Source organism: Streptomyces sp. NPDC007872 (genome assembly GCF_042868165.1).
Lineage (GTDB): Bacteria > Actinomycetota > Actinomycetes > Streptomycetales > Streptomycetaceae > Streptomyces.
In genome coordinates, this window is sequence record NZ_JBIAEA010000004.1 from 377459 (window position 1) to 404082 (window position 26624).

At 69.9% G+C, this 26624-nt stretch carries 25 protein-coding genes and 3 tRNA genes; 16 read left to right on the plus strand and 12 right to left on the minus strand.

All coding sequences use genetic code 11. From position 1 onward, the window contains the following. Window positions 1–2: 2 nt before the first annotated feature. Window positions 3–1286: an amidohydrolase family protein gene (locus tag ACFYNX_RS16210; protein WP_388662009.1), complete on the minus strand. Its 1284-nt coding sequence runs from the start codon at window positions 1284–1286 to the stop codon at window positions 3–5. A gap of 218 nt (window positions 1287–1504) precedes the next feature. On the opposite strand from ACFYNX_RS16210, the gene ACFYNX_RS16215 reads away from it, so the two are divergent. From ACFYNX_RS16215 to ACFYNX_RS16240, 6 genes are all read left to right on the plus strand, one after another. After that, window positions 1505–1577: transfer RNA gene (locus tag ACFYNX_RS16215), tRNA-Thr, on the plus strand. 43 nt (window positions 1578–1620) lie between these two features. Then, a tRNA-Met gene (locus tag ACFYNX_RS16220) sits at window positions 1621–1693 on the plus strand. Window positions 1694–1782: 89 nt separating this feature from the next. After that, the gene (rpmG, locus tag ACFYNX_RS16225) at window positions 1783–1947 is read left to right on the plus strand and encodes a 50S ribosomal protein L33 (RefSeq protein ID WP_003956487.1); all 165 of its coding nucleotides are present in this window, start codon (window positions 1783–1785) and stop codon (window positions 1945–1947) included. 83 nt (window positions 1948–2030) lie between these two features. Beyond that, window positions 2031–2483, plus strand: coding sequence for a MaoC family dehydratase N-terminal domain-containing protein (locus ACFYNX_RS16230; RefSeq protein ID WP_388662011.1), 453 nt, complete (start codon window positions 2031–2033; stop codon window positions 2481–2483). 2 nt (window positions 2484–2485) lie between these two features. Then, entirely contained in the window at window positions 2486–2914 is a 429-nt protein-coding gene (locus tag ACFYNX_RS16235; RefSeq protein WP_125657841.1) for a MaoC family dehydratase, read from the plus strand. A gap of 86 nt (window positions 2915–3000) precedes the next feature. Then, window positions 3001–4056 (plus strand): UDP-N-acetylmuramate dehydrogenase, encoded by a 1056-nt coding sequence (locus tag ACFYNX_RS16240; RefSeq protein WP_365542625.1) that lies wholly within the window; start codon window positions 3001–3003, stop codon window positions 4054–4056. 10 nt (window positions 4057–4066) lie between these two features. On the opposite strand, the gene ACFYNX_RS16245 is transcribed toward ACFYNX_RS16240, so the two are convergent. From ACFYNX_RS16245 to ACFYNX_RS16255, 3 genes are all read right to left on the minus strand, one after another. Next, complete coding sequence (locus ACFYNX_RS16245) at window positions 4067–4702, minus strand: NAD(P)H-binding protein (RefSeq protein WP_365542623.1); 636 nt, start codon at window positions 4700–4702, stop codon at window positions 4067–4069. 28 nt (window positions 4703–4730) lie between these two features. Beyond that, window positions 4731–5753 carry an adenosine deaminase gene (locus tag ACFYNX_RS16250; RefSeq protein WP_365542621.1) on the minus strand — a complete coding sequence of 341 codons (1023 nt, stop codon included), beginning with the start codon at window positions 5751–5753 and terminating at the stop codon, window positions 4731–4733. 116 nt (window positions 5754–5869) lie between these two features. Continuing rightward, window positions 5870–7096: a pyridoxal phosphate-dependent aminotransferase gene (locus ACFYNX_RS16255; RefSeq protein WP_365542620.1), complete on the minus strand. Its 1227-nt coding sequence runs from the start codon at window positions 7094–7096 to the stop codon at window positions 5870–5872. A 203-nt stretch (window positions 7097–7299) separates the two neighbouring features. On the opposite strand from ACFYNX_RS16255, the gene ACFYNX_RS16260 reads away from it, so the two are divergent. The 10 genes from ACFYNX_RS16260 (at window position 7300) to ACFYNX_RS16305 (ending at window position 20473) form a co-directional block, all read left to right on the plus strand. Then, window positions 7300–7372: transfer RNA gene (locus ACFYNX_RS16260), tRNA-Trp, on the plus strand. A 103-nt stretch (window positions 7373–7475) separates the two neighbouring features. Beyond that, complete coding sequence (secE, locus tag ACFYNX_RS16265; RefSeq protein ID WP_125657856.1) at window positions 7476–7763, plus strand: preprotein translocase subunit SecE; 288 nt, start codon at window positions 7476–7478, stop codon at window positions 7761–7763. Window positions 7764–7807: 44 nt separating this feature from the next. Then, window positions 7808–8698 (plus strand): transcription termination/antitermination protein NusG, encoded by an 891-nt coding sequence (nusG, locus tag ACFYNX_RS16270; RefSeq protein ID WP_388662015.1) that lies wholly within the window; start codon window positions 7808–7810, stop codon window positions 8696–8698. A gap of 158 nt (window positions 8699–8856) precedes the next feature. Further along, window positions 8857–9291, plus strand: a complete 435-nt coding sequence (gene rplK, locus ACFYNX_RS16275) for a 50S ribosomal protein L11 (RefSeq protein WP_030318720.1) — start codon at window positions 8857–8859, stop codon at window positions 9289–9291. A gap of 79 nt (window positions 9292–9370) precedes the next feature. Beyond that, a complete protein-coding gene (rplA, locus tag ACFYNX_RS16280) occupies window positions 9371–10099 on the plus strand; it encodes a 50S ribosomal protein L1 (protein ID WP_125657863.1) in 729 nt (242 codons plus the stop codon). A gap of 117 nt (window positions 10100–10216) precedes the next feature. Then, entirely contained in the window at window positions 10217–11146 is a 930-nt protein-coding gene (locus ACFYNX_RS16285) for a hypothetical protein (RefSeq protein ID WP_365542616.1), read from the plus strand. 251 nt (window positions 11147–11397) lie between these two features. Then, window positions 11398–11928 (plus strand): 50S ribosomal protein L10, encoded by a 531-nt coding sequence (gene rplJ / locus ACFYNX_RS16290; RefSeq protein WP_062752794.1) that lies wholly within the window; start codon window positions 11398–11400, stop codon window positions 11926–11928. Window positions 11929–12041: 113 nt separating this feature from the next. Continuing rightward, window positions 12042–12428: a 50S ribosomal protein L7/L12 gene (rplL, locus tag ACFYNX_RS16295; RefSeq protein WP_125657869.1), complete on the plus strand. Its 387-nt coding sequence runs from the start codon at window positions 12042–12044 to the stop codon at window positions 12426–12428. 562 nt (window positions 12429–12990) lie between these two features. Further along, window positions 12991–16473, plus strand: a complete 3483-nt coding sequence (rpoB, locus tag ACFYNX_RS16300; protein WP_125657873.1) for a DNA-directed RNA polymerase subunit beta — start codon at window positions 12991–12993, stop codon at window positions 16471–16473. Between the two features lie 100 nt (window positions 16474–16573). Further along, window positions 16574–20473, plus strand: coding sequence for a DNA-directed RNA polymerase subunit beta' (locus tag ACFYNX_RS16305; protein ID WP_125657876.1), 3900 nt, complete (start codon window positions 16574–16576; stop codon window positions 20471–20473). 64 nt (window positions 20474–20537) lie between these two features. Here ACFYNX_RS16305 and ACFYNX_RS16310 read toward each other — a convergent pair whose 3' ends face one another. The 8 genes from ACFYNX_RS16310 to ACFYNX_RS16345 all read right to left on the minus strand — a co-directional run bounded on the left by ACFYNX_RS16310 (window position 20538) and on the right by ACFYNX_RS16345 (window position 26576). Then, window positions 20538–20807, minus strand: a complete 270-nt coding sequence (locus ACFYNX_RS16310) for a hypothetical protein (RefSeq protein WP_121831420.1) — start codon at window positions 20805–20807, stop codon at window positions 20538–20540. After that, window positions 20794–21027: a hypothetical protein gene (locus ACFYNX_RS16315; protein WP_388662019.1), complete on the minus strand. Its 234-nt coding sequence runs from the start codon at window positions 21025–21027 to the stop codon at window positions 20794–20796. The genes ACFYNX_RS16310 and ACFYNX_RS16315 overlap by 14 nt, the downstream gene beginning before the upstream one ends. An 11-nt stretch (window positions 21028–21038) precedes the next feature. Continuing rightward, window positions 21039–21950, minus strand: a complete 912-nt coding sequence (locus ACFYNX_RS16320; protein WP_388662021.1) for a peptidoglycan-binding protein — start codon at window positions 21948–21950, stop codon at window positions 21039–21041. A 75-nt stretch (window positions 21951–22025) separates the two neighbouring features. Continuing rightward, window positions 22026–22427, minus strand: coding sequence for an ATP-binding protein (locus tag ACFYNX_RS16325; protein WP_388662023.1), 402 nt, complete (start codon window positions 22425–22427; stop codon window positions 22026–22028). Window positions 22428–22455: 28 nt separating this feature from the next. After that, window positions 22456–23103, minus strand: a complete 648-nt coding sequence (locus tag ACFYNX_RS16330; RefSeq protein WP_388662025.1) for a hypothetical protein — start codon at window positions 23101–23103, stop codon at window positions 22456–22458. Beyond that, window positions 23103–24200 (minus strand): hypothetical protein, encoded by a 1098-nt coding sequence (locus tag ACFYNX_RS16335; protein WP_388662027.1) that lies wholly within the window; start codon window positions 24198–24200, stop codon window positions 23103–23105. The genes ACFYNX_RS16330 and ACFYNX_RS16335 overlap by 1 nt, the downstream gene beginning before the upstream one ends. A 10-nt stretch (window positions 24201–24210) precedes the next feature. Beyond that, a complete protein-coding gene (locus ACFYNX_RS16340; RefSeq protein WP_388662029.1) occupies window positions 24211–25353 on the minus strand; it encodes a hypothetical protein in 1143 nt (380 codons plus the stop codon). A gap of 29 nt (window positions 25354–25382) precedes the next feature. Then, the gene (locus tag ACFYNX_RS16345; protein ID WP_388662031.1) at window positions 25383–26576 is read right to left on the minus strand and encodes a hypothetical protein; all 1194 of its coding nucleotides are present in this window, start codon (window positions 26574–26576) and stop codon (window positions 25383–25385) included. Window positions 26577–26624: the final 48 nt, after the last annotated feature.

The window sequence follows — 26624 nt, forward strand, 5'->3', positions numbered from 1 at the left end:
ACTCACGACCGTACGACGGGACCGGCCCGAGGGCCCCCCGGCCCGGGCGGCCGCCTCGTCCGCGCCTGCCGCGGCAGGTCGAGCGCCGCCGAGTCGCAGTACTCCCGCACCGCGCTCGTCCGCGCCACCACCCGCCCCCGGTGCACCACGATCCGGCTGTACGCCAGGGACAGCACGCCCGCGAGCCGCTCGCCCCGCACCGCGAGCAGCTCCGCCGGGAAGCCCGCCTCCACCCGCACCTCAGGAAGGCCCAGCACCGCCCGCGCCTCCGCGCCCACCGCCCCGTACGCCTCCTCCGGCGCGAGCCCGCCCTGCGAGGCCAGCAGGTACGCCGCCTCCAGCGGGTCCCCGCGCCCCACCGGATTGGCCGCGTCCCGCAGCGCCCCGCTCCCGGCCGCCACCCGCACCCCCGCCGACCGCAGCAGCCGCACCGGCGCCACGCCCCGCGACCTCGCGTCCCGGCACCCGCCCTGCGGCAGGCACACCACTCCCACCCCGGCCGCCGCCAGCCGCTCCGCCGCCCGCCCCGCCACCTCCGGGGGGAGGCGGGCGAGGCCCGCGCACGGGCCGATCGTCACCCCCGTCCCCAGCTCCCCGGCCATCGCCGCCAACCGGGCCAGCCACGCCGGATCGTCACCCTCCGTGTGCAGGTCCACCGGTACGCCGTGCTCCGCCGCGACCTCCAGGGCCGCCGCCACGTGCCCGGCCGGATCCGGGTCCAGTTCCGGACGGCCGCCGACCGCGACCGCGCCCCTTCCCACCGCGTCCCGCAGCAGCGCCCGCCCGTCCGCCCCCGCCGTCCCGGTCAGCAGCCGGGGCACGGCGACGGGCAGCAGCTCGCCGAGTCCGTGCAGCGAACGCCGGGCCCGGAGCACCTCCTCCAGCGGCCCGAGGCCCTGCCCGTCGTCGATCCGCACGTGCGCGCGTAGCGCGGTCGCCCCGTGCCCGAGCTGGAGCAGCGCGGCCTCCGTGGCCCGGCGCCGCACCTCCTCCCCGTCGTACGGGCCGGGGCCGGGCCGGTCCGCGGAGAACGCGGTGTCGGCGTGGGCGTGGGGCTCGGCGGGAGCGGGCAGCAGCAGATGCCCCGTGAGGTCCACCCGGGCCCCCGCGGCCGCGGGCGCGAGGCTGCCCGCCGTGCCGACCGCCTCGATCCGGTCGCCCACGAGCCGCACGTCCACGGTCCGCCCGTCGGCGAGCCGCGCGTGCGAGAGCAGGAGCGAGGTCGGGCCGGAGCCGGCCCCGGCCCCCTCCTCGGGCGGCTGGGGCTGCTTGCTGTCGGCTGGCATCCGGCTCCTCAACGCTCCTCGGGGACGGGATCGGGGGCAGGGTCGGGCGGCGTGCGACCGAGCCTAGGGGCGCCCGCGGTGACCTGCGGGGAGGGGCGCGACGGGCGTACCGATGAGGGCACGTGTGGCGTACGTGACGCCTGGTGGGAGGGCCCGAATCGTCGCGGGGAAACGGATTTGGGAGATGGGCCGGAGACCGTGTAATGTCTTCCTCGCTCGCCCCAATAGCTCAGTCGGTAGAGCGTCTCCATGGTAAGGAGAAGGTCTACGGTTCGATTCCGTATTGGGGCTCTGGTGAGAAGGACCCGCCTTCGGGCGGGATCCGGATCATCAAAGCGGTGTAGCTCAGTCGGTAGAGCAAGCGGCTCATAATCGCTGTGTCACCGGTTCAAGTCCGGTCACCGCTACACACGGTAGCCGATTGCGGGGTCGGTCCTTCGATCGGCTACCCTTTTATGCGTTCATCCGTCCAACCGTCCGTCCAAGGAGCACTCACGTGGCTGCCACCGACGTCCGCCCGAAGATCACGCTGGCCTGCGTGGAGTGCAAGGAGCGGAACTACATCACCAAGAAGAACCGGCGTAACAACCCGGACCGTCTTGAGATGAAGAAGCACTGCCCCCGCTGCAACTCGCACACCGCGCACCGCGAGACGCGCTAATCAGGCTCGTACACGAGGCCGCCCCCATTCCGGGGGCGGCCTCGTGTCGTTTGTCGGCAACAGATCCAGGAGGTATCGAGTCCATGGCGCTCGACCAGTCCTTCGTGGGCCGGACCTATCCGCCCACCCCGCCCTACGAGGTCGGCCGCGAGAAGATCCGCGAGTTCGCCGAGGCGATCGGGGACGCCAACCCCGCGTACACCGACGCCGAGGCGGCCAAGGCGCTCGGCCACCCCGACGCGATCGCCCCGCCCACCTTCGTGTTCGCCATCACGTTCAAGGCGGCCGGACAGGTCGTCGAGGACCCGCAGCTCGGCCTCGACTACAGCCGGGTCGTCCACGGCGACCAGAAGTTCGTCTACACCCGCCCCGTACGGGCCGGGGACCGGCTCTCGGTCACCTCCACCATCGAGGCGATCAAGTCCCTCGCCGGCAACGACATCCTGGACATCCGCGGCGAGGTCCACGACGAGACCGGCGAGCACGTCGTCACCGCCTGGACCAAGCTCGTCTCCCGAGCGCCCGAGGAGGCCTGACCATGACCGCGAAGATCGCCTACGACGAGGTCGAGGTCGGCACCGAACTGCCCGCGCAGTCGTTTCCCGTGACCCGCGCCACCCTCGTCCGGTACGCCGGTGCCTCCGGGGACTTCAACCCCATCCACTGGAACGAGAAGTTCGCGGTCGGGGTCGGCCTGCCCGACGTCATCGCCCACGGCATGTTCACCATGGCCGAGGCGATCCGCGTCGTCACCGACTGGACCGGCGACCCCGCCGCCGTCGTCGAGTACGGCGTCCGCTTCACCAAGCCCGTCGTCGTCCCCGACGACGACACCGGCGCCCTGATCGAGGTCGCCGCCAAGGTCGCCGCCAAGCTGGACGACGGCCTCGTACGGGTGGACCTCACCGCGACCAGCGCGGGCCAGAAGGTCCTGGGGATGAGCCGGGCCGTGGTGCGGCTCGCCTGAGGGGTGCGTACGAGAGCCCCGGTGCCCGACGGCGCCGGGGCTTCTACTTTTCTACTGTGGCAGCAGAGAAACGTACTCTTGGCCCCGTGCAGCTCCTCAACGACGCCCCCCTCGCCCCCCTCACCACCTTCCGCCTCGGCGGCCCCGCCTCCCGGCTCGTCACCGCCGCCACCGACGACGAGGTGGTCGCGGCCGTCCGCGAGGCCGACGACGCCGGGACGCCGCTGCTGATCGTCGGCGGCGGTTCCAACCTGGTCATCGGGGACAAGGGCTTCGACGGCACCGCGCTCCGGATCGCCACCACCGGCTTCTCGCTCGACGGGACCCGGCTCGAGCTGGCCGCCGGCGAGGTCTGGACGGACGCCGTCGCGCGGACCGTCGAGGCCGGGCTCGCCGGGATCGAGTGCCTGGCCGGGATCCCCGGCTCGGCCGGGGCCACCCCGATCCAGAACGTCGGCGCGTACGGACAGGACGTCTCCGCCACCGTCACCGAGGTCGTCGCGTACGACCGGACCACCCGCGAGACGGTCACGCTGACCAACGCCGAGTGCGCCTTCTCGTACCGGCACAGCCGCTTCAAGGAGCACCCCGAGCGGTACGTCGTGCTGCGCGTCCGCTTCGACCTGGAGGACGCCGACGGGCTCTCCGCGCCGATCAAGTACGCCGAGACCGCCCGCGCCCTCGGCGTCGAGGCCGGTGACCGCGTCCCGCTCGCCGCCGCCCGCGAGACCGTCCTGAAGCTGCGCGCCGGGAAGGGCATGGTCCTGGACCCGGAGGACCACGACACCTGGTCGGCGGGCTCCTTCTTCACCAACCCGATCCTCACGGCCGGACAGTACGAGGCCTTCCTCGCGCGCGTGGCCGAGCGCCTCGGCCCGGACGTCGTCCCGCCCGCCTTCCCCGCGGGCGACGACGCGGTGAAGACCTCGGCGGCCTGGCTGATCGACCGGGCCGGGTTCACCAAGGGGTACGGCTCCGGGCCCGCCCGGATCTCCACCAAGCACACGCTCGCCCTCACCAACCGGGGCGGGGCGACCACCGAGGACCTCCTCGCCCTCGCCCGCGAGGTCGTCGCCGGGGTCAGGGACGCCTTCGGGATCACCCTCGTCAACGAGCCCGTCACCGTCGGCGTGGAGATCTGAGGGAGCCCCCTCAGTACGCGACGCCCACGCCCTGCTTGACCGTCGCCGGGTCGTCGATCACCGCCAGCATCGCGTGGGCCACGTCCGCGCGGGCCAGGAAGCGGCCCCGGGGCGGGGTGCCGGCGACGACCGTGCGGTAGCGGCCGGTGCCCGGACCGTCCGTCAGCCGGGGCGGACGCACGGCCGTCCAGTCGGCGTCGCTCGCGGCGAGGTCGGCCTCCATGGCCCGCAGATCGGCGTAGACGTCCTTCAGGACCGCGCTCACGACCGTGAGGGCCGCCCGGTCCACGAGGGCCTGCCCGGCCGGGACCGGGCCCAGCGGGGCCGCGCTGACCACGACGAGGCGGCGCACCTTCTCCGCCTCCATGGCCGCGAGCACCGAGCGGGTCAGCCGGGCCGCCACGCCCGCGTCCGCCCGGCTCCTGGCGCCCAGGCCCGAGAGCACCGCGTCCCGGCCCGCGACCGCCGCGCGCAGCTCCCCGGGGTCCGACAGGTCCTCGGCCCGCCGGACCACGAGCCGCGTACCGGTCACCGCGAGCCGCGCCGGGTTCCGCACCACCGCCGTCACCTCGTGGCCCGCGGCCAGCGCCTGGCGGACGACCTCCCGGCCGACGCCGCCGGTCGCGCCGAAGACGGTGAGCCTCATCCCGTGCCTCCCCCGTGGCAGGGCCCGTTCAGGACCCGATCCAGTCGTCGATGCCCGCGAGCAGCTTCTCCCGTACCCCCTCGGGCGCCGCCGAACCCCGCACCGACTGCCGTGCCAGCTCCGCCAGTTCCGCGTCCGTGAAGCCGTGGTGCCGGCGGGCGATCTCGTACTGCGCCGCGAGCCGCGACCCGAAGAGCAGCGGGTCGTCCGCGCCGAGCGCCATCGGCACCCCCGCGTCGAAGAGGGTCCGCAGCGGTACGTCCTCGTGCTTCTCGTACACCCCGAGGGCCACGTTCGACGCCGGGCAGACCTCGCAGGTCACCCCGCGCTCGGCGAGCCTGCGCAGCAGCCGCGGGTCCTCCGCCGCCCGCACCCCGTGGCCGACCCGCGCCGCCCGCAGGTCGTCCAGGCAGTCCCGCACCGACGCCGGGCCCGTCAGCTCGCCGCCGTGCGGGGCCGCCAGGAGGCCGCCGTCACGCGCGATGGCGAACGCCCGGTCGAAGTCCCGGGCCATGCCCCGGCGCTCGTCGTTGGAGAGCCCGAAGCCCACCACGCCCCGGTCCGCGAACCGGACCGCGAGACGGGCCAGGGTGCGGGCCTCCAGGGGGTGCTTCATCCGGTTCGCCGCCACCAGGACCCGCATCCCGAGCCCGGTCTCCCGGGACGCCGACTCGACCGCGTCCAGGATGATCTCCAGGGCCGGGATGAGCCCGCCGAGGTGCGGGGCGTACGAGGTGGGGTCGACCTGGATCTCCAGCCACCCCGAACCGTCCCTGACGTCCTCCTCGGCGGCCTCGCGGACCAGCCGCCGGATGTCCTCCGGCGCGCGCAGGCAGGAGCGGGCGATGTCGTAGAGCCGCTGGAAGCGGAACCAGCCGCGCTCGTCGGTCGCCCGCAGCTTGGGCGGCGTACCGCTGCTCAGCGCTTCGGGGAGGTGCACGCCGTACTTGTCGGCCAGCTCGATCAGCGTCGTGGGCCGCATCGAACCGGTGAAGTGCAGGTGCAGGTGGGCCTTGGGCAACAGGGTGAGGTCGCGGGAATCGTGCTCCATCGGCCGATCCTGCCGCACCCGAACGGGCGAGGACAGCCCCTTTCCCCGATCGGGGTCCTCCCGAACGCAGAAACGGGCCCCGGTTCCGGGGAACCGGGGCCCGTGTGCGGCTGCGATCAGGCGGTCGCCTCGGCCAGCAGCTTCTGGATCCGGGACACGCCCTCCACCAGGTCCTCGTCGCCGAGCGCGTACGACAGGCGCAGGTAGCCCGGGGTGCCGAAGGCCTCGCCCGGGACGACCGCGACCTCGGCCTCGTCCAGGATCAGGGCGGCCAGCTCGACCGAGGTCCGCGGGCGCTTGCCGCGGATCTCCTTGCCGAGCAGCTCCTTGACCGAGGGGTACACGTAGAACGCGCCCTCCGGGGTCGGGCAGAGGACGCCGTCGATCTCGTTCAGCATCCGCACGATCGTCTGGCGGCGCCGGTCGAAGGCGGTCCGCATCTCCGCGACCGCGTCCAGGTTCCCGGAGACGGCGGCGAGCGCGGCGACCTGCGCGACGTTGCTCACGTTGGACGTGGCGTGCGACTGGAGGTTCGTGGCGGCCTTCACGACGTCCTTCGGGCCCACGATCCACCCGACGCGCCAGCCCGTCATCGCGTACGTCTTCGCCACGCCGTTGACCACGACGCACTTGTCGCGCAGCTCGGGCACGATCGCCGGCAGCGAGGTGAACTTCGCGTCGCCGTAGACCAGGTGCTCGTAGATCTCGTCCGTCAGGACCCACAGGCCGTGCTCGACGGCCCAGCGGCCGATCGCCTCGGCGTCGGCCTCGCTGTAGACGGCGCCGGTCGGGTTCGAGGGGGAGACGAAGAGGACGACCTTGGTCTTCTCCGTGCGGGCCGCCTCCAACTGCTCCACCGAGACCCGGTAGCCGGTCGTCTCGTCGGCCACGACCTCCACCGGGACGCCGCCCGCGAGGCGGATCGACTCGGGGTACGTCGTCCAGTACGGCGCCGGGACGATGACCTCGTCGCCCGGGTCGAGGATCGCGGCGAAGGCCTCGTAGATCGCCTGCTTGCCGCCGTTGGTCACCAGGATCTGGGACGCGTCGACCTCGTAGCCGGAGTCGCGCAGCGTCTTGGCGGCGATGGCGGCCTTCAGCTCGGGCAGGCCGCCGGCCGGCGTGTAGCGGTGGTACTTGGGGTTCTTGCAGGCCTCCACGGCCGCCTCGACGATGTAGTCGGGGGTCGGGAAGTCGGGCTCGCCCGCGCCGAAACCGATCACCGGGCGGCCGGCGGCCTTGAGGGCCTTGGCCTTGGCGTCGACGGCGAGGGTGGCGGACTCGGAGATCGCACCGATCCGGGCGGAGACCCGACGCTCGGTGGGAGGGGTAGCAGCGCTCATGCGGCCATCGTCCCAGACCGTCTCGGCGGCGGGCACACAGGTTTCACGGAGCGGACAGGAACGGTCATTCCCGGTCGTACGCGCGCCCGTCGGCAGGTCGGCGCGGTTTCTGTTCGACGTAGGGGCCCCTGACCACGTATGCTCACTCCTCGTTGGTCCGCACCGGCCGCGTCTCACGATGCGGTAGGTTGGGTAACTGACAAAGGGTCGTAGCTCAATTGGTAGAGCACCGGTCTCCAAAACCGGCGGTTGGGGGTTCAAGTCCCTCCGGCCCTGCTACACACACCGCCAGGTGTTGTGCGCATGTACGTACTTCATTGCACCGCCGTGCGGCTCCACCCGGGCGCGGCACGGCCGACCCGGAATCAGGTGAGACATCGTGACGGACGCCGTAGGCTCCATCGACACGCCTGATGCCGACGACGAGACGGCAGAGTCGAAGAAGAAGTCCCGTAAGGGCGGAAAGCGCGGGAAGAAGGGCCCCCTGGGCCGCCTCGCGCTCTTCTACCGCCAGATCATCGCGGAGCTCCGCAAGGTCGTCTGGCCCACGCGCAGCCAGTTGTCGACGTACACCACCGTGGTGATCGTCTTCGTCGTCATCATGATCGGCCTCGTCACCGTGATTGACTATGGCTTCCAGGAAGCAGTCAAGTACGTCTTCGGCTGACTTTTTGTTCCACCCCATCTGTATCGCAGGAAGAAGCAGCCACCGTGTCTGACGCGAACCTGAACGACGCCTTCGAGTCCGAGTCCGTCGAGGACGAGCTGGACATCGTCGAGGCCGCCGACGAGGACCAGGCCGACGCTGCTGACGACGCTGCGGGCGAGGCCGCCGCCGACGAGACCGCCGAGGACGAGAGCGCCGAGGACGAGTCCGAGGACGCCGACGAGACCGACGCCGAGGAGTCCGACGAGGACGCCGAGGAGTCGGACGAGGACGAGGCCGCCGCCGAGGTCGAGGAGACCGAGGAGGACGCCGCCCCGGTCGACCCGGTCGCCGCGCTCCGCGAGGAGCTGCGCACCCTTCCCGGCGAGTGGTACGTCATCCACACCTACGCGGGCTACGAGAAGCGCGTGAAGGCCAACCTGGAGCAGCGCGCCGTCTCGCTCAACGTCGAGGACTTCATCTACCAGGCCGAGGTCCCCGAGGAAGAGATCGTCCAGATCAAGGGCGGCGAGCGGAAGAACGTCAAGCAGAACAAGCTCCCCGGCTACGTGCTCGTCCGCATGGACCTCACGAACGAGTCCTGGGGCGTCGTCCGCAACACCCCCGGCGTCACCGGCTTCGTGGGCAACGCCTACGACCCGTACCCGCTGACCCTGGACGAGATCGTCAAGATGCTCGCCCCGGAGGCCGAGGAGAAGGCCGCCCGCGAGGCCGCCGAGGCCGAGGGCAAGCCGGCTCCGGCCCGCAAGCTGGAGGTCCAGGTCCTGGACTTCGAGGTCGGCGACTCGGTCACCGTCACCGACGGCCCCTTCGCCACCCTCCAGGCCACGATCAACGAGATCAACGCCGACTCGAAGAAGGTCAAGGGCCTCGTCGAGATCTTCGGCCGCGAGACCCCGGTCGAGCTCAGCTTCGACCAGATCCAGAAGAACTGATCCCACGGTTTTCCGACCAGGTCAGAGTGGCTCTCGTAGCCGCTCTGACCTGCTCGGTTTTTAGCCGCACGTGTATACCCGTTATCGTGGTGCGGTATGCCTCCATCCGGATGTCCGGGTGGCGGGCTGAACACTCTCACTAGGACCCGGAGAGAGCAATGCCTCCCAAGAAGAAGAAGGTCACGGGGCTTATCAAGCTCCAGATCAACGCCGGTGCGGCCAACCCGGCCCCGCCGGTCGGCCCCGCGCTGGGTCAGCACGGCGTCAACATCATGGAGTTCTGCAAGGCCTACAACGCCGCGACCGAGTCGCAGCGCGGCATGGTCGTGCCGGTGGAGATCACGGTCTACGAGGACCGTTCCTTCACCTTCATCACCAAGACCCCGCCGGCCGCGAAGCTGATCCTCAAGGCCGCCGGTGTGGACAAGGGCTCCGGCGAGCCGCACAAGACCAAGGTCGCCAAGCTCACGGCCGCCCAGGTCCGCGAGATCGCCACGGTCAAGCTCCCCGACCTGAACGCCAACGACCTCGACGCCGCGTCGAAGATCATCGCCGGCACCGCCCGCTCCATGGGCATCACGGTCGAGGGCTGATCACCCCCCTTGTGATCCAGTGGTAGGACCAAGCGCTGGTCCGCACCACGACTCCACACCTGAACCAACAGGAGAAGAAGTGAAGCGCAGCAAGGCTCTCCGCAGCGCGGACGCCAAGGTCGACCGCGAGCGGAACTACGCTCCCCTCGAGGCCGTCCGTCTCGCCAAGGACACCGCCACCACGAAGTTCGACGGCACCGTCGAGGTCGCCTTCCGCCTGGGCGTCGACCCGCGCAAGGCCGACCAGATGGTCCGTGGCACCGTGAACCTCCCGCACGGCACCGGCAAGACCGCCCGGGTCCTGGTCTTCGCGACCGGTGACCGTGCCGAGGCCGCGATTGCCGCCGGCGCCGACATCGTCGGCTCCGACGAGCTCATCGACGAGATCTCCAAGGGCAACCGCCTGAACGAGTTCGACGCCGTGGTGGCCACCCCGGACCTCATGGGCAAGGTCGGCCGCCTCGGCCGCGTCCTCGGCCCGCGTGGTCTCATGCCGAACCCCAAGGTCGGCACCGTCACCCCCGATGTCGCCAAGGCCGTCAACGACATCAAGGGCGGCAAGATCGAGTTCCGCGTCGACAAGCACTCGAACCTGCACTTCATCATCGGCAAGGTCTCCTTCGACGAGACGAAGCTGGTCGAGAACTACGCCGCGGCCCTGGAGGAGATCCTCCGTCTGAAGCCGTCCGCCGCCAAGGGCCGCTACATCAAGAAGGCGACCCTGACGACGACGATGGGCCCCGGCATCCCGCTGGACTCCAACCGCACCCGCAACCTCCTCGTCGAGGAGGACCCGGCCGCGGTCTGAGCCCCATCGGCTCGCTGAAGCGGTCAGCCGGCCCCGCACCTCTCCGGAGGTGCGGGGCCGGCTCTTTGCTACGGTTCAAAAGACTGTAAAGAACATGAACGACCAGGGGTGGGGAACATGAGCATGTCCGCATGGAAGCGCGCGGGCGTCGTCCTGACGGCCGCGGCCGTCGTGACGGGCCTCGCGGGCTGTCAGGACGACGGGGACGAGGGCGCGAAGAAGCCGGCGGCGGCCCCGCGGCCCGCCGCGCCGGAGACGCAGACCCTCGGCGAGGTCACGAAGGTCATCCAGGCCGCGTACGTCAAGACCTCCGAGGCCAAGGCCGCCAAGGTCAGGATGACGATGAGCATGACCGGTGCCGGTGCGGAGTCCGGCACGGCGCAGCTCACCGGCGTCCAGGGCTGGGACCCCGCGGTGATGGACATCACCATGAAGGGCTCCCTGCTCGGCGCGGGCGACCCGGCGGGCCCGCAGCAGGTTCGCATGATCATGGCCGACAACGTCATGTACATGGACATGGGTGCCGCGCAGGCCGCCGAGATGGGCGGCAAGCGCTGGATGAAGCTGGACATGGGCGCCGCCGCCGAGGCCTCCGGCGACAAGGCGCTGCAGAAGCAGATGACCGGCAGCCTGGAGAGCATGAACCAGGACCCGGCCCAGCAGCTCGCCCTGCTGCTCGACTCCCCGGACCTCAAGCACGTGGGGGCCGAGAAGGTCAACGGCATGGAGACGCAGCACTACAAGGGCACGCTCACCTTCGAGCAGATGCTCAAGGCGAACGAGGCGTCCAAGCTCCTCCCCGAGAAGGACTACCAGGCCCTCCTCGCCAACGTGAAGAAGACCGGGCTCAAGGGCTACGACACCGAGGTCTGGGTCAACGAGGACGGCTACCCGGCCCGCATGGACATCGGCATGACCATGGCCGCCGGCGCGATGCAGATCCGCGCCGACTACACCGACTACGGCACCGAGGCCGCCGTCCAGGCCCCGCCCGCCGGCGACACCTTCGACCTGGTCGCGATGCTGAAGGAGCTGGGCCAGGGCTGATTTGCCCCGGACCGATCCGGTCGCGTACTCTTCCACAGAAGCCAAAGACCGCTGGTCGTCTCTGCGCCCGTTCGGGCGCGGTGGCCGAAGGATTCGCTGAGAGATGCGAACGACCCGCGCAGGTGACTGTGGAAGAGTTCCCGATTCCTTGTGAAACGGTCGAGCTGAGCCCCGTGCGCCTGCGCCCGGGGCGTTTTGTTTTGTTCAGCCCCTTCCGAGCGGTCCCATCACCCGGAAGGAGGCCGACGCTTATGGCAAGGCCCGACAAGGCTGCCTCGGTGGCCGAGCTGGAGGACCAGTTCCGCAGCTCGAACGCCGCTGTGCTGACCGAGTACCGGGGTCTCACCGTCGCGCAGCTCAAGACGCTGCGTCGTTCGCTCGGTGAGAACGCCCAGTACGCCGTGGTGAAGAACACGCTGACCAAGATTGCGGCCAACCAGGCCGGGATCACCGCGCTGGACGAGCACTTCGCTGGTCCGACCGCGGTCGCCTTCGTCACCGGTGACCCGGTGGAGTCGGCGAAGGCCCTGCGTGACTTCGCCAAGGAGAACCCGAACCTCATCATCAAGGGCGGTGTCCTTGACGGTAAGGCGCTCTCCGCGGATGAGATCAAGAAGCTCGCGGACCTCGAGTCCCGCGAGGTTCTGCTCAGCAAGCTGGCCGGCGCGTTCAAGGGCAAGCAGTCCCAGGCTGCCTCGCTCTTCCAGGCGCTGCCGTCGAAGTTCGTCCGCACCGCGGAGGCGCTTCGCGTCAAGCTCGCCGAGCAGGGCGGTGCCGAGTAACTCGGCTCGCGCATTGATCCGCGCCGCCTAGTGCGCGGATCGCAGCGGGCCGACAGTACGCCCGCCTCTACACACCTCCGGCACCTGCCGAATTAGTGGAAGGATCGCCCATCATGGCGAAGCTCACCCAGGACGAACTCCTCGCCCAGTTCGAGGAGCTCACCCTCATCGAGCTCTCCGAGTTCGTGAAGGCCTTCGAGGAGAAGTTCGACGTCACCGCCGCCGCGGCCGTCGCCGTTGCCGCTCCGGGTCAGGGTGGTGGCGACGCCGCCGCCGCCGTCGAGGAGCAGGACGAGTTCGACGTCATCCTCGAGGGTGCCGGCGACAAGAAGATCCAGGTCATCAAGGTCGTGCGCGAGCTCACCTCCCTGGGCCTCAAGGAGGCCAAGGACCTCGTCGACGGCGCCCCGAAGCCGGTCCTCGAGAAGGTCGCGAAGGACGTCGCCGAGAAGGCCGCCGAGTCCCTCAAGGCCGCCGGCGCCTCCGCCACGGTCAAGTAAGGCCGTTTCGGTTCGCCGAGCCGACTCCCGCTCCCGCGCGACGCTTTCCGTGTAACGCGGGGGCACCGAAGGGCGATCATCCACATGGGTGGTCGCCTTTCGGCGTTCCCGGATACGGGCGTGGCGGGCGTCCGGAGGGGCGCCGGAAGCGGAGTATGGTGATCTTCGCCGTGCGCCCCGCGGGACGGGGCCCCTTGACGAACCGCACGGAGCGCGCAATTCTCAGGACGCGTCGTCACAACGATCCACATCCGAGGCATGGATCGACGGCGGAACGGGCAGTATCGAGGTGCGCCGCACGGCGCGAAGTAGCGCGGAGTTGAGAGCAACGAGGGTCGCGAAGAACTCGCCCTGGACATCAGTGAGCCAAGTGGCTACACTGACCCTTTGCGCTGCCTGTTAGCTGCCCCCTGCCCGTCACCAGGGGCATACCTTCGCATCCGTTTCATCGACCGACCCTTTCTGACCTGGCCTTTCGGTCATCTCAGGAAACGTCTGCCATGAAGCTCTGCTGGGGACCGGTACGCGCGTAGTGAGTCCGAGCCCTCGGAAGGACCCCCTCTTGGCCGCCTCGCGCAACGCCTCGACCAATACGAACAACGGCGCAAGCACCGCCCCGCTGCGCATCTCCTTTGCAAAGATCAAGGAGCCCCTCGAGGTTCCGAACCTCCTCGCGCTGCAGACCGAGAGCTTTGACTGGCTGCTCGGCAACGCCGCCTGGAAGGCTCGCGTCGAGGCTGCCCTTGAGTCGGGACAGGACGTCCCCACGAAGTCCGGTCTGGAGGAGATCTTCGAGGAGATCTCCCCGATCGAGGACTTCTCCGGGTCGATGTCGCTGACCTTCCGCGACCACCGCTTCGAGCCGCCGAAGAACTCGATCGACGAGTGCAAGGACCGTGACTTCACGTACGGCGCCCCGCTCTTCGTCACCGCCGAGTTCACCAACAACGAGACCGGCGAGATCAAGTCCCAGACGGTCTTCATGGGCGACTTCCCGCTCATGACCAACAAGGGCACCTTCGTCATCAACGGCACCGAGCGTGTCGTGGTGTCGCAGCTCGTCCGCTCCCCGGGCGTCTACTTCGACTCGTCGATCGACAAGACCTCCGACAAGGACATCTTCTCCGCCAAGATCATCCCGTCCCGGGGTGCCTGGCTGGAGATGGAGATTGACAAGCGCGACCTGGTCGGCGTCCGCATCGACCGCAAGCGCAAGCAGTCCGTCACCGTCCTCCTGAAGGCCCTCGGCTGGACCACCGAGCAGATCCTCCAGGAGTTCGGCGAGTACGAGTCCATGCGCGCCACCCTGGAGAAGGACCACACCCAGGGCCAGGACGACGCGCTGCTCGACATCTACCGCAAGCTCCGCCCGGGCGAGCCGCCGACCCGCGAGGCCGCCCAGACGCTGCTCGAGAACCTCTACTTCAACCCGAAGCGCTACGACCTCGCGAAGGTCGGCCGCTACAAGGTGAACAAGAAGCTCGGCGCGGACGAGCCGCTGGACGCCGGCGTCCTCACCACGGACGACGTCATCGCCACGATCAAGTACCTCGTGAAGCTCCACGCGGGCGAGACCGAGACGATCGGCGAGAACGGCAACGAGATCGTCGTCGAGACCGACGACATCGACCACTTCGGCAACCGTCGTCTGCGCAACGTCGGCGAGCTCATCCAGAACCAGGTCCGCACGGGTCTGGCCCGCATGGAGCGCGTCGTCCGCGAGCGCATGACCACGCAGGACGTCGAGGCGATCACGCCGCAGACCCTGATCAACATCCGGCCGGTCGTCGCCTCCATCAAGGAGTTCTTCGGCACCAGCCAGCTCTCGCAGTTCATGGACCAGAACAACCCGCTGTCGGGTCTGACGCACAAGCGTCGTCTCTCGGCCCTGGGTCCCGGTGGTCTGTCCCGCGAGCGGGCCGGCTTCGAGGTCCGAGACGTGCACCCGTCCCACTACGGACGCATGTGCCCGATCGAGACCCCCGAAGGCCCGAACATCGGTCTGATCGGTTCGCTCGCCTCGTACGGCCGCGTCAACGCGTTCGGCTTCATCGAGACGCCGTACCGCAAGGTCGTCGACGGCCAGGTCACCGACGAGGTCGACTACGTCACCGCCGACGAGGAGGACCGCTTCGTCATCGCGCAGGCCAACGCCGGGCTCGACGACGAACTGCGCTTCACCGAGAACCGCGTCCTGGTCCGCAAGCGTGGCGGCGAGGTCGACTACGTCCTCCCGGCCGACGTGGACTACATGGACGTCTCGCCGCGCCAGATGGTGTCGGTCGCGACCGCCATGATCCCGTTCCTGGAGCACGACGACGCCAACCGCGCCCTCATGGGCGCGAACATGATGCGCCAGGCCGTTCCGCTCATCAAGTCGGAGGCCCCGCTCGTCGGCACCGGCATGGAGTACCGCTGCGCCACCGACGCCGGCGACGTGCTCAAGGCCGAGAAGGACGGTGTCGTCCAGGAGCTGTCGGCCGACTACATCACGGTCGCCAACGACGACGGCACGTACATCACGTACCGCCTGCACAAGTTCTCCCGCTCCAACCAGGGCACCTCTGTGAACCAGAAGGTCGTCGTGGACGAGGGCGACCGCGTCATCGAGGGCCAGGTTCTCGCCGACGGTCCCGCCACCGAAGACGGCGAGATGGCGCTCGGCAAGAACCTGCTCGTGGCGTTCATGCCGTGGGAGGGCCACAACTACGAGGACGCGATCATCCTGTCGCAGCGCCTCGTGCAGGACGACGTCCTCTCCTCGATCCACATCGAGGAGCACGAGGTCGACGCCCGTGACACCAAGCTGGGCCCCGAGGAGATCACCCGGGACATCCCGAACGTCTCCGAGGAGGTCCTCGCCGACCTCGACGAGCGCGGCATCATCCGCATCGGTGCCGAGGTCGTCGCCGGCGACATCCTGGTCGGCAAGGTCACGCCCAAGGGCGAGACCGAGCTGACCCCGGAGGAGCGCCTGCTCCGCGCGATCTTCGGCGAGAAGGCCCGCGAGGTCCGCGACACCTCCCTGAAGGTGCCCCACGGCGAGATCGGCAAGATCATCGGCGTGCGCGTCTTCGACCGCGAGGAGGGCGACGAGCTTCCCCCGGGCGTCAACCAGCTCGTCCGCGTCTACGTGGCCCAGAAGCGCAAGATCACCGATGGTGACAAGCTCGCCGGCCGTCACGGCAACAAGGGCGTCATCTCGAAGATCCTGCCGATCGAGGACATGCCGTTCCTGGAGGACGGCACCCCGGTCGACATCATCCTCAACCCGCTCGGCGTCCCGTCCCGAATGAACCCGGGACAGGTCCTGGAGATCCACCTCGGCTGGCTCGCCAGCCGCGGCTGGGACGTCTCCGGCCTCGCGGACGAGTGGGCGCAGCGCCTCCAGGCCATCGGCGCCGACCAGGTCGCCCCCGGCACCAACGTCGCCACCCCGGTCTTCGACGGTGCGCGCGAGGACGAGCTCGCGGGCCTGCTGAACCACACCATCCCGAACCGCGACGGCGAGCGCATGGTGCTCCCGACCGGCAAGGCGAGGCTGTTCGACGGCCGCTCCGGCGAGCCGTTCCCGGACCCGATCTCCGTCGGGTACATGTACATCCTCAAGCTCCACCACTTGGTCGACGACAAGCTCCACGCGCGTTCGACCGGCCCGTACTCGATGATCACCCAGCAGCCGCTGGGTGGTAAGGCCCAGTTCGGTGGCCAGCGCTTCGGTGAGATGGAGGTGTGGGCGCTGGAGGCTTACGGCGCCGCGTACGCCCTCCAGGAGCTGCTGACGATCAAGTCCGACGACGTGACCGGCCGCGTGAAGGTCTACGAGGCCATCGTCAAGGGCGAGAACATCCCTGAGCCCGGCATCCCCGAGTCCTTCAAGGTGCTCATCAAGGAGATGCAGTCCCTGTGCCTCAACGTGGAGGTGCTGTCCTCGGACGGCATGTCCATCGAGATGCGCGACACCGACGAGGACGTCTTCCGCGCAGCGGAGGAGCTCGGCATCGACCTGTCCCGGCGCGAGCCGAGCAGCGTCGAAGAGGTCTGACGGGAGTCCGGCCGGGGGGACCAGTCACGGTCCCCCCGCCGGCCCCAGGACCCCCGTATCAGACCCACAGCCTTACAACCCTGAGAGGGATTGACGCATAGTGCTCGACGTCAACTTCTTCGACGAGCTCCGGATCGGTCTGGCCACCGCTGACGACATCCGTCAGTGGAGCCACGGCGAGGTCAAGAAGCCGGAGACCATCAACTACCGCACGCTCAAGCCCGAGAAGGACGGACTCTTCTGCGAGAAGATCTTCGGTCCGACCCGGGACTGGGAGTGCTACTGCGGCAAGTACAAGCGCGTCCGCTTCAAGGGCATCATCTGTGAGCGGTGTGGCGTCGAGGTCACCCGCGCCAAGGTGCGCCGCGAGCGGATGGGCCACATCGAGCTCGCCGCCCCCGTCACCCACATCTGGTACTTCAAGGGCGTCCCGTCGCGCCTGGGGTACCTGCTCGACCTCGCCCCGAAGGACCTGGAGAAGGTCATCTACTTCGCGGCGTACATGATCACGTACGTCGACGACGAGCGCCGTACGCGTGACCTGCCCTCGCTGGAGGCGCACGTCTCCGTCGAGCGCCAGCAGATCGAGAACCGCCGCGACTCCGACCTGGAGGCCCGCGCCAAGAAGCTCGAGAACGACCTCGCCGAGCTGGAGGCCGAGGGCGCCAAGGCCGACGTGCGCCGCAAGGTGCGCGAGGGCGCCGAGCGCGAGATGAAGCAGCTCCGCGACCGCGCGCAGCGCGAGATCGACCGTCTGGACGAGGTCTGGTCGCGCTTCAAGAACCTCAAGGTCCAGGACCTGGAGGGCGACGAGCTCCTCTACCGCGAGCTGCGTGACCGCTTCGGCACGTACTTCGACGGCTCGATGGGCGCCGCGGCGCTGCAGAAGCGCCTGGAGTCCTTCGACCTGGAGGAGGAGGCCGAGCGCCTCCGCGAGATCATCCGCACCGGCAAGGGCCAGAAGAAGACCCGTGCGCTCAAGCGCCTCAAGGTCGTCTCCGCGTTCCTGCAGACCGCGAACAGCCCCAAGGGCATGGTTCTCGACTGCGTGCCGGTCATCCCGCCGGACCTGCGTCCGATGGTGCAGCTCGACGGTGGCCGCTTCGCGACCTCCGACCTGAACGACCTGTACCGCCGCGTGATCAACCGCAACAACCGCCTGAAGCGGCTTCTCGACCTCGGCGCGCCCGAGATCATCGTGAACAACGAGAAGCGCATGCTCCAGGAGGCCGTGGACGCCCTCTTCGACAACGGTCGTCGCGGTCGCCCGGTCACCGGTCCCGGCAACCGCCCGCTGAAGTCCCTGAGCGACATGCTCAAGGGCAAGCAGGGTCGTTTCCGTCAGAACCTGCTCGGCAAGCGAGTCGACTACTCGGCCCGTTCCGTCATCGTCGTCGGCCCGCAGCTCAAGCTGCACCAGTGCGGTCTGCCGAAGGCCATGGCGCTGGAGCTCTTCAAGCCGTTCGTGATGAAGCGCCTGGTGGACCTGAACCACGCGCAGAACATCAAGTCGGCCAAGCGGATGGTCGAGCGCGGCCGCACGGTCGTGTACGACGTCCTCGAAGAGGTCATCGCCGAGCACCCGGTCCTGCTGAACCGTGCGCCCACGCTGCACCGCCTCGGCATCCAGGCCTTCGAGCCGCAGCTCGTCGAGGGCAAGGCCATCCAGATCCACCCGCTCGTCTGCACCGCGTTCAACGCGGACTTCGACGGTGACCAGATGGCCGTCCACCTGCCGCTCTCCGCGGAGGCGCAGGCCGAGGCCCGCATCCTGATGCTGTCCTCGAACAACATCCTCAAGCCGGCCGACGGCCGCCCGGTCACGATGCCGACCCAGGACATGGTCCTCGGTCTGTTCTTCCTGACCACCGACGGCGAGCTGCGTGACACCAAGGGCGAGGGCCGCGCGTTCGGCTCCACGGCCGAGGCGATCATGGCGTTCGACGCCGGCGAGCTCGCGCTGCAGTCGCCGATCGACATCCGCTTCCCGGTGGGCACCATCCCGCCGCGCGGCTGGACCCCGCCGGCGCGCGAGGAGGGCGAGCCCGAGTGGCAGCAGGGGGACTCGTTCCGCCTGCGCACCACCCTGGGCCGCGCGCTCTTCAACGAGCTGCTGCCCGAGGACTACCCGTTCGTCGACTACTCGGTGGGCAAGAAGCAGCTCTCCGAGATCGTCAACGACCTGGCCGAGCGCTACCCCAAGGTCATCGTGGCGGCGACGCTCGACAACCTGAAGGCGTCCGGCTTCTTCTGGGCGACCCGCTCCGGCGTCACCGTGGCCATCTCCGACGTCGTCGTCCCCGAGGCGAAGAAGGAGATCGTCGCCGGGTACGAGGCGCAGGACGAGAAGGTCCAGAAGCAGTACGAGCGCGGTCTGATCACCAAGGAAGAGCGCACGCAGGAGCTCATCGCGATCTGGACCAAGGCGACCAACGAGGTCGCCGAGGCGATGAACGCGAACTTCCCCAAGACCAACCCCATCTTCATGATGGTCGACTCGGGTGCCCGAGGAAACATGATGCAGATGCGGCAGATCGCGGGTATGCGCGGTCTGGTGTCGAACGCGAAGAACGAGACCATCCCGCGTCCCATCAAGGCGTCCTTCCGCGAGGGCCTCTCCGTCCTCGAGTACTTCATCTCGACGCACGGTGCCCGTAAGGGTCTCGCCGACACCGCCCTGCGCACCGCCGACTCGGGTTACCTGACCCGTCGTCTGGTGGACGTCTCGCAGGACGTCATCATCCGCGAGGAGGACTGCGGCACCGAGCGCGGTCTGAAGCTGCGGATCGCGGCGAAGGACGAGACGGGTGTCCTGCGCAAGACGGACGACGTCGAGACCTCCGTGTACGCGCGGATGCTCGCCGAGGACGTCGTCGTGGACGGCAAGGTCATCGCGCCGGCCAACGTCGACCTGGGTGACGTGCTCATCGACGCCCTGGTCAACGCGGGCGTCGAGGAGGTCAAGACCCGTTCGGTCCTGACCTGTGAGTCCGCCGTCGGCACCTGTGCGTTCTGCTACGGCCGTTCGCTCGCCACCGGCAAGCTGGTCGACATCGGTGAGGCGGTCGGCATCATCGCCGCCCAGTCCATCGGTGAGCCCGGTACCCAGCTCACGATGCGTACCTTCCACACCGGTGGTGTGGCCGGTGACGACATCACCCAGGGTCTGCCCCGTGTCGTCGAGCTCTTCGAGGCCCGGCAGCCGAAGGGTGTCGCCCCGATCTCGGAGGCGGCCGGCCGCGTCCGCATCGAGGAGACCGAGAAGACCAAGAAGATCGTCGTCACCCCGGACGACGGCAGCGACGAGACGGCGTTCCCGATCTCGAAGCGCGCCCGTCTGCTCGTGGGCGAGGGCGACCACGTCGAGGTGGGCCAGAAGCTCACCGTGGGTGCCACCAACCCGCACGACGTGCTCCGGATCCTCGGTCAGCGCGCGGTCCAGGTCCACCTGGTCGGCGAAGTCCAGAAGGTCTACAACTCGCAGGGCGTGTCGATCCACGACAAGCACATCGAGATCATCATCCGGCAGATGCTGCGCCGCGTGACGATCATCGAGTCCGGCGACGCGGAGCTGCTTCCGGGCGAGCTGGTCGAGCGGTCGAAGTTCGAGACCGAGAACCGCCGGGTGGTCACCGAGGGCGGTCACCCCGCCTCCGGCCGTCCGCAGCTCATGGGCATCACCAAGGCCTCGCTGGCGACGGAGTCCTGGCTGTCGGCCGCCTCCTTCCAGGAGACGACCCGAGTGCTGACGGACGCGGCGATCAACGCCAAGTCCGACAGCCTCATCGGCCTCAAGGAGAACGTCATCATCGGTAAGCTCATCCCGGCCGGTACGGGTCTGTCCCGCTACCGCAACATCCGGGTCGAGCCGACCGAGGAGGCCAAGGCCGCGATGTACTCGGCCGTCGGCTACGACGACATCGACTACTCGCCGTTCGGCTCGGGCTCCGGCCAGGCCGTTCCGCTGGAGGACTACGACTACGGTCCGTACAACCAGTAGGCGAGTCGCCTGATACCGAAGGGCGGTCACCCCGTGCACACGGGGTGACCGCCCTTCGGGCGTCTCACCGGGCCGTCAGCTCCCACACCGCGACGAGCACCCCGGCGCTCGCGGTCAGGGCGGCGATGCTGGCCAGCGGCCAGCGGGTGCGTTCCAGGGCGTCGAGGCGGGCCTCGTGGTCCGCGAGCTGTTTGTCGGTCTGGTCGCTGCGCTGCACGAGCAGCGCGAGGGAGCCGTCCGTCCGGGCGAAACCGGCCTCCAGGGTGCCCCGGAGGCGCTCCAGTTCGACGGCGACGGCGACGGTGACGGGGTCGTTCGGATCAGACTCGGTCATCGGCACCGCCCGGTGAGCTGCGCAGCCAGGACGGCAACAGGGCCTGCACCGCGTCGAGGGCCATCACCCGGGCCAGTCCGCCGGCGACGGCGAGCGCCCCCGCGACCCAGGGGAGGGTCGCGGGGACGCCGGAGGCGTCGACGAGCGCGGGGAGGACGACGGCGATGCCGACGGCGGACTGGAGGACGGTGCGGACCGTGCGCTTGGCGGCATCGGACATCGGGGCGCTCCTCACGGGGTGTACGGGACCTTCAGGGCGTTCCAGGAGACGGCGCCGGGGACGCCGTCGGCGTCGGAGCCGCGGAAGCCGAGCTTGTGCTGCCACTTCGCGTAGCTGCGCCGGTCGGCCTCGCTCCAGCGGGGGCCGGGGCCGACGGCGTACGCGGAGCAGCCCTCGGCGACGAGGCGGCGGCCCATCGCCGTGATGACCGGGGAGCTCGTCTCCGCGCGGAAGAACGAGGTGCCCGGGAACGGGTGGAGGCGGGGGGCGGCCGGCTTGCCGGCGCCCGGGGCGGGCTTGGCGGGGGCCTTGTTCAGCCGGGCCCGGACCCGCTCGCGCATCACCGGCATGGCGAAGCCCTTGGGGTCGCTCTTCCAGTCGGACCACTCCAGGTGGCCGATGACGGACCGGGCGCCCCAGCCGTGGGCCCGGCACAGGGCGGCGGAGACCCGCTCGATCGCGTCGAGCTGGGCGGTCGGCCAGGGGTCGGTGCCGTTGCCGAGGTTGACGCACTCGAATCCGTAGAAGCGGGAGTTGCCGTCGACGGCGTGCGCGCTGCCCTGGTGGGCGCGGGGGGCGGGCGGCCGGTCGCCGTACGTCTCACCGGCGACGGCCTTGAGGACGGACGGGTCGCCGCCGCCGGCGTGGTTGGCGCGCCCGGCGGAGAGCAGGTGGACGGTGCCGTCCTTGGCGATCACGCCGTGGCAGAGCGGGCCGGGCAGGCCCGCGTAGCCGTTGAAGCACATGTCGACCGACGAGGCGGTGCCGGAGCTGACGGTGTGGTGGATCATCACGCCGGTGACCGGGCCCCAGGCGCCGTGTCCGCTGCGGTCGTGGTTGCGCCAGCCGGGGTGTTCGACGACGGTGACGCCTTCGGCGCGGAGCGCGGCGAGGAGCCGGTCCGCGGTGAGGGGAGTGGCCATGGGGTGTCCTCCGGACATGTGAAGGCCCCGGCCGGTGGGGGCTCGGGGCGGAGGTACGGGCGGGCGGAGCGCCGGTTACGGCACGGGCGCCGGATCTGTCGGTTCCGGCTCCGGCGCGGGCGGTGCCCAGGCCGCGCAGAGGGCGGCGTAGGCCTCGCGCCGGGCGCCGAAGTCGGCGAGCGCGGCGGCCACGGCCCGCTCGACGGCGGAGGCGTCGGGAACGGTGGGGGCGCCGTCCCGCGCGTCGACCACGACCAGGCCGGAGCCGCGCAGGACGGCGTCCCGCGCGCCGGTCTCGGTGATGTGAGCGGAGACGTACACGGACGGGTACGCGCCGGTGATCGAGTCCGGTTCCAGGGTGCTGCCGAAGGTGTTGTCGTAGACGCGTACGGCGAAGGTGTGGCCGCCCTCGGTGACGATGGCGCGGCCCGCGTAGTCGATGGCCACGCCCCAGGGCTGTGCGGGATCGGTCTTCATGGTGTGCTCCTCGTCGGCTTCGGAGGCGTCAGGCGCCCGGGCTCTTGACGCTGTTGGTACCGAACATCAGGACGGGCTGGGCGTAGACGGTGGCGCCGGTCGCGGCCATGGCCTGGACCTCGAAGCTGACGACCTTGCCGAACTTGTTCTGCAGGTCGCTGGTGACCGGGCCGATGTGTTCGAAGTTGGTGTTGCCGGCGACGACGGGGCCGAACTGCACGCCGTCCACGAGGACCTTGATCTGACCGGCCCCGCCGATCGCCCTCGTGTACATGAGCAGGCGCATCCATGGCTGCCAGACCGGGTTGAAGGACCGGGCGATGGTGGTGAAGGTGGTGCTGGTGGTGGACGGCCACCGGAGGTAGTTCTGGTCCACGGGCGGCATCATGGCCAGCCAGGGCCGGGCGAGGCCGCCGGTGTTGGCGTCGTCCGCGAAGAGCTCGTGTTCGTACCCGTCGAAGACCTGGATGACCTGCTTGCTGGACGACATCGGCGAACCGGCGACCATCTGGACGACGGGGACCGTCGACTCGTCGGCCCTGGTGCGCTTCACGGTGAGCTGGCCGTTGACGATCTCGTTGAGGGGCGGACGGGTGTTGACGGCGGTGGAGAGGGCCTTGATCCGGCGTTCCATCCGGTTGAGCCGGTCGATGATGTCCTCGGGCAACTGGGGCATCAGGCCTCCTCCAGGTACAGCTCGGCCGTGTCGGGACGGCCGCGCTCGGACGGGGTGACCTTGACGCCGACGATGCGGTAACGGACGTCCAGGCCGGTGGAGTACCACTCGTCGGTGATGCGGATGCGGGCGAAGCGGCCCAGGAGCGCGGGCGGGACGACGCCACCGAGGCGGATGCTGATCGCGGGGACCACGACGGCACCGCGGGCCTGTGCGAGTTCCGCGGCGGCGATCGCGTCCAGGGTTGCCCTGTCGGTGACCTCGTTGTGGTCCGACGACAGGTCGATCGGCGGCCAGCCGGCCGCGATCAGAGCGGTGTCGACCTGCGGCGCGGAGACCAGCGGCCGGGACTCGGCGGCGGCGTTGCTGTTGGTGGACGCGCCCCGGGCGACGGAGGTGGTGCCGCCGCGGGTCGCGTCCCAGGGGAAGGAGTACGACAGGATCGTCCCCGGCCGGTCGAAGACCAGGTCGGTCGCGCCGGTGCGGATCTGGGGTGCGCCAAGCCGGAGCTGCCGCACGCGTTCGCCGCTGACCGGGTCCCGGTAGACCATGATCTGGTACTCGAAACCGTTCTGCTGGGAGGCGAGCTGGTCCAGCGCCTCCAGGTAGACGGTCTCGTCGCCGTCCCGCCAGGAGGCGGTCCGCTTGACGGTCGAGGTCTCCTCGCCGTAGGTGATCTTGAAGGTGTCCTTCCGGGTGAGTTCCCTCCACAGCCGGCGGGCGATCTCCAACTGATCGGTGAGCGTGGGGTAATCGATCCTGGTGCGGATGCGCCGGCGGCCCGCGTACGAGTCGAAGGTGGCCGCCTGGAGGGAGAGGGTCAGCACCCCCCGGCCGCTGGACTGGAGGGTGGTGGTCCAGACGATGCCGCCCCACCACAGGTCGCCGTCGCGCTCCAGATAGACCGCGGTGCGTCCCTCCTTGACCTGCTTCACCCGGTCGGCGATGGCCTTGTCGGGGATGGGGATGGTGCCGGAGAGGGACCCGGCCTTGCCGATGTAGTCGTCGAACTGGACGTCCCGCAGCGGCAGGATGTCGATGGTCTGGTCGGTGACCAGGTCGCAGAAGATCGCCCGGTAGGGCGTGTCGAGTGCCATCGCGGGCTCCTTACAGGACGTAGGTGGCGGTAACGTTGAGGACCCGGCCGGTGGGGATGACGGCGTTGGGGGTCCAGTCGCGCAGGGTGACCTGCGCGGTGGTCGTGGCGATGCTCGCGGCGCCCGAGCCGTAGATGTCCGAGGCCACCGTTTCGAGGGGCAGGGCCGGGGACCAACCGGCCGGCAGGGTGCACAGGGGCTGGTCGCTGATGCGGCCGGCGTTGCTGGCGGTGATGTCCGGGCCGGTGCGTGTGAGGGCTATACGCACCATGACGAGGCCCGCTCGGGTGCGGCGCCCCGAGAAGTAGAGGAGGGACCAACCGGCCGACGCGGTGGTGCCGGTGTTGAAGACCTCGATGTCGTACGGCGGGTGGTAGTTCACCCAGGAGCTGCCGTTCCAGCGCTGGAGGACGCCGTTGGTCTCGCGGAACTGGCCCGCGTAGCCTCCGGTGGACAGTGCCCCGTTGGGGGCGATGCCGCCGATCTCCTTGGGGTAGGAGACCCAGGCGCTGCCGTCCCAGCGCTGGAGGACGTGTGAATTGTCGTTGTCCTGGTACTGGCCGGGGTAGGCGCCCGGCACCGCCGCGTTGTTGTAGACCGGCAGGATGCCGCCGGCCGAGACCAGGGTGGTGCGCAGGTCGGTGAGGACGCTGTCGGCCCAGCCGACGCCGCCGGTGCCCGCGGAGGCCCCGGGCTTCACCTTGACTGCGAACAGCGGGAGCGAGACCGGAGGCGCGGCGGGCACCACCGGGGTGGCGGCCGGCGTGCCCCGGACGACCTCGACGGCTGCCTCGTACTTGCCGAGGGCGTCGCTGTCGTTGTCGTACACGCGCAGGACGACGAGGTCGAGACGCGGGTTGAGCGGGTCGCCGTCGGCGAAGGTGACAGTGGTGTCCTCGTCGACGGCGATCGCGTAGGCGCCGTCCGTCCTGCCGCCCTGGACGATGGCCCGGCCCTGCTGGACGGTGGCCGTCATGGGGCCGCTGCCGAGGATGTTGAGACCGCCGACGCGGTACTTGCCGTCGCCTCCGCCGGGCAGGATGCCGGAGCGCGAGGTGAGCGGGCCGGTGGGGGTGACGGCGCCGATGCTGGTGACGCGGGTGTTCTGACGGGTCTGACCGGTGGGCAGCAGCCAGCCTGAGCGTATGGGCACGGGGATCTCCTGTCGGGATGGCTGCGGGATCAGTGCTGGAGCTGGACCACGAGGTTGATGGCGCCGAAGTACCCCTTGACCTGGGTGGAGTTGGCGCCGACCTTGTAATGAGGGGTGACCGTGTAGACGACCCCGGGGGTCAGTCCGTAGAAGCGGATCACCGACGACGTCGACAGGGGCGTGGAGCTCGTGCAGACGAGCGCCGCGTCGTCACCCACCTCGTACCACGTCGTGCTTCCCTGCGTGATCCGGACCGACATGGAGACCATGGGGGGCGTGGTCGCCTGGGCGTACATCCGTGCGCTCTGCGTGACCAGTACGCTGCCCGCCGCCGGGGCCGTGAAGCTGATGGGGGAGATGCCCGACGAACCCGTGAGCGTCGGCGTGTACGTCGTCGAGGTCGTCGTCCCCGTGGCGAAGGTCCCGCTGTAGTACGGACCCGGGAACGCCGGCCGCCAGGCCGTGCCGTTCCAGCGCTGGAGCTGTCCGGCGGCCGTGTCGCGGTACTGGCCGGTGTAGCCGCCCTGTGCAAGGGAGGCGCTGGCCGGGACGACGCCGCCGATGCCCGCCGGGTACGACACCCACCGACCGCCGTCCCAGCGCTGGAGCTCGCCGCTCGGGATGTCCTGGTACTGCCCCGGGTAGCTGCCCCACTGGACCGGGCCCTCGGCCGGGACGATGCCGCCGAGGGAGACGACCGTGGAGCGCAGGTCCTTGAGGGCGGTGCCCCACGGGATGCCGCCGTTGCCCGCGCTGGCGCCGGCCGGGACGGTCACCTCCCACAGCGGCAGGCTGAGCGGCGGGGCGGCCGGGGCCTGCGGGGCCTGGCCGGGGGTGCCCTGGACGACCTCTATCTTCGCCTCGTTGCGGTTCGAGGAGTCGTACAGGTGGTCGTAGACCCTGGCGACGACCAGGTCGACGCGGTTGTACTGGGCGTCGCCCGCCACGAAGGTGAGCTGCTGGGGGGCGGGGAGCGTGACCGGGTAAGCGCCCTGAGAACTCGACCCCTGGATGACGGCGCGCCCCTCGTGGAGGGTCGCCGTCATCGCGGAGGCCTTCTCCAGCCACAGACCGGAGAGCCGGTACTGGCCGTTGAAGGAGCCCGGCAGGACGCCGGAGCGGACCTGGACGGGGTCGAGCGGCGTGGTGACGCCGGTCTGCGTCAGACGGGTGTCCTCGCGGGTCTGGCCGATCTCGGCGGTCCAGCTACTGCGCAGGTTCATGGGTTCTCCGTTCGGGGAGGGGCGGGAAGAAGAGGATCGGGACGCGGT

Coding starts and splice junctions, on each gene's coding strand:
- ACFYNX_RS16210 (WP_388662009.1), bottom strand. CDS start 1,286: ATGCCAGCCGACAGCAAGCAGCCCCAGCCGCCCGAGGAGGGGGCCGGG.
- ACFYNX_RS16230 (WP_388662011.1), top strand. CDS start 2,031: ATGGCGCTCGACCAGTCCTTCGTGGGCCGGACCTATCCGCCCACCCCG.
- ACFYNX_RS16235 (WP_125657841.1), top strand. CDS start 2,486: ATGACCGCGAAGATCGCCTACGACGAGGTCGAGGTCGGCACCGAACTG.
- ACFYNX_RS16245 (WP_365542623.1), bottom strand. CDS start 4,702: ATGAGGCTCACCGTCTTCGGCGCGACCGGCGGCGTCGGCCGGGAGGTC.
- ACFYNX_RS16250 (WP_365542621.1), bottom strand. CDS start 5,753: ATGGAGCACGATTCCCGCGACCTCACCCTGTTGCCCAAGGCCCACCTG.
- ACFYNX_RS16255 (WP_365542620.1), bottom strand. CDS start 7,096: ATGAGCGCTGCTACCCCTCCCACCGAGCGTCGGGTCTCCGCCCGGATC.
- rplK (WP_030318720.1), top strand. CDS start 8,857: ATGCCTCCCAAGAAGAAGAAGGTCACGGGGCTTATCAAGCTCCAGATC.
- ACFYNX_RS16285 (WP_365542616.1), top strand. CDS start 10,217: ATGAGCATGTCCGCATGGAAGCGCGCGGGCGTCGTCCTGACGGCCGCG.
- rplJ (WP_062752794.1), top strand. CDS start 11,398: ATGGCAAGGCCCGACAAGGCTGCCTCGGTGGCCGAGCTGGAGGACCAG.
- rplL (WP_125657869.1), top strand. CDS start 12,042: ATGGCGAAGCTCACCCAGGACGAACTCCTCGCCCAGTTCGAGGAGCTC.
- ACFYNX_RS16310 (WP_121831420.1), bottom strand. CDS start 20,807: ATGACCGAGTCTGATCCGAACGACCCCGTCACCGTCGCCGTCGCCGTC.
- ACFYNX_RS16315 (WP_388662019.1), bottom strand. CDS start 21,027: ATGTCCGATGCCGCCAAGCGCACGGTCCGCACCGTCCTCCAGTCCGCC.
- ACFYNX_RS16320 (WP_388662021.1), bottom strand. CDS start 21,950: ATGGCCACTCCCCTCACCGCGGACCGGCTCCTCGCCGCGCTCCGCGCC.
- ACFYNX_RS16325 (WP_388662023.1), bottom strand. CDS start 22,427: ATGAAGACCGATCCCGCACAGCCCTGGGGCGTGGCCATCGACTACGCG.
- ACFYNX_RS16330 (WP_388662025.1), bottom strand. CDS start 23,103: ATGCCCCAGTTGCCCGAGGACATCATCGACCGGCTCAACCGGATGGAA.
- ACFYNX_RS16335 (WP_388662027.1), bottom strand. CDS start 24,200: ATGGCACTCGACACGCCCTACCGGGCGATCTTCTGCGACCTGGTCACC.
- ACFYNX_RS16345 (WP_388662031.1), bottom strand. CDS start 26,576: ATGAACCTGCGCAGTAGCTGGACCGCCGAGATCGGCCAGACCCGCGAG.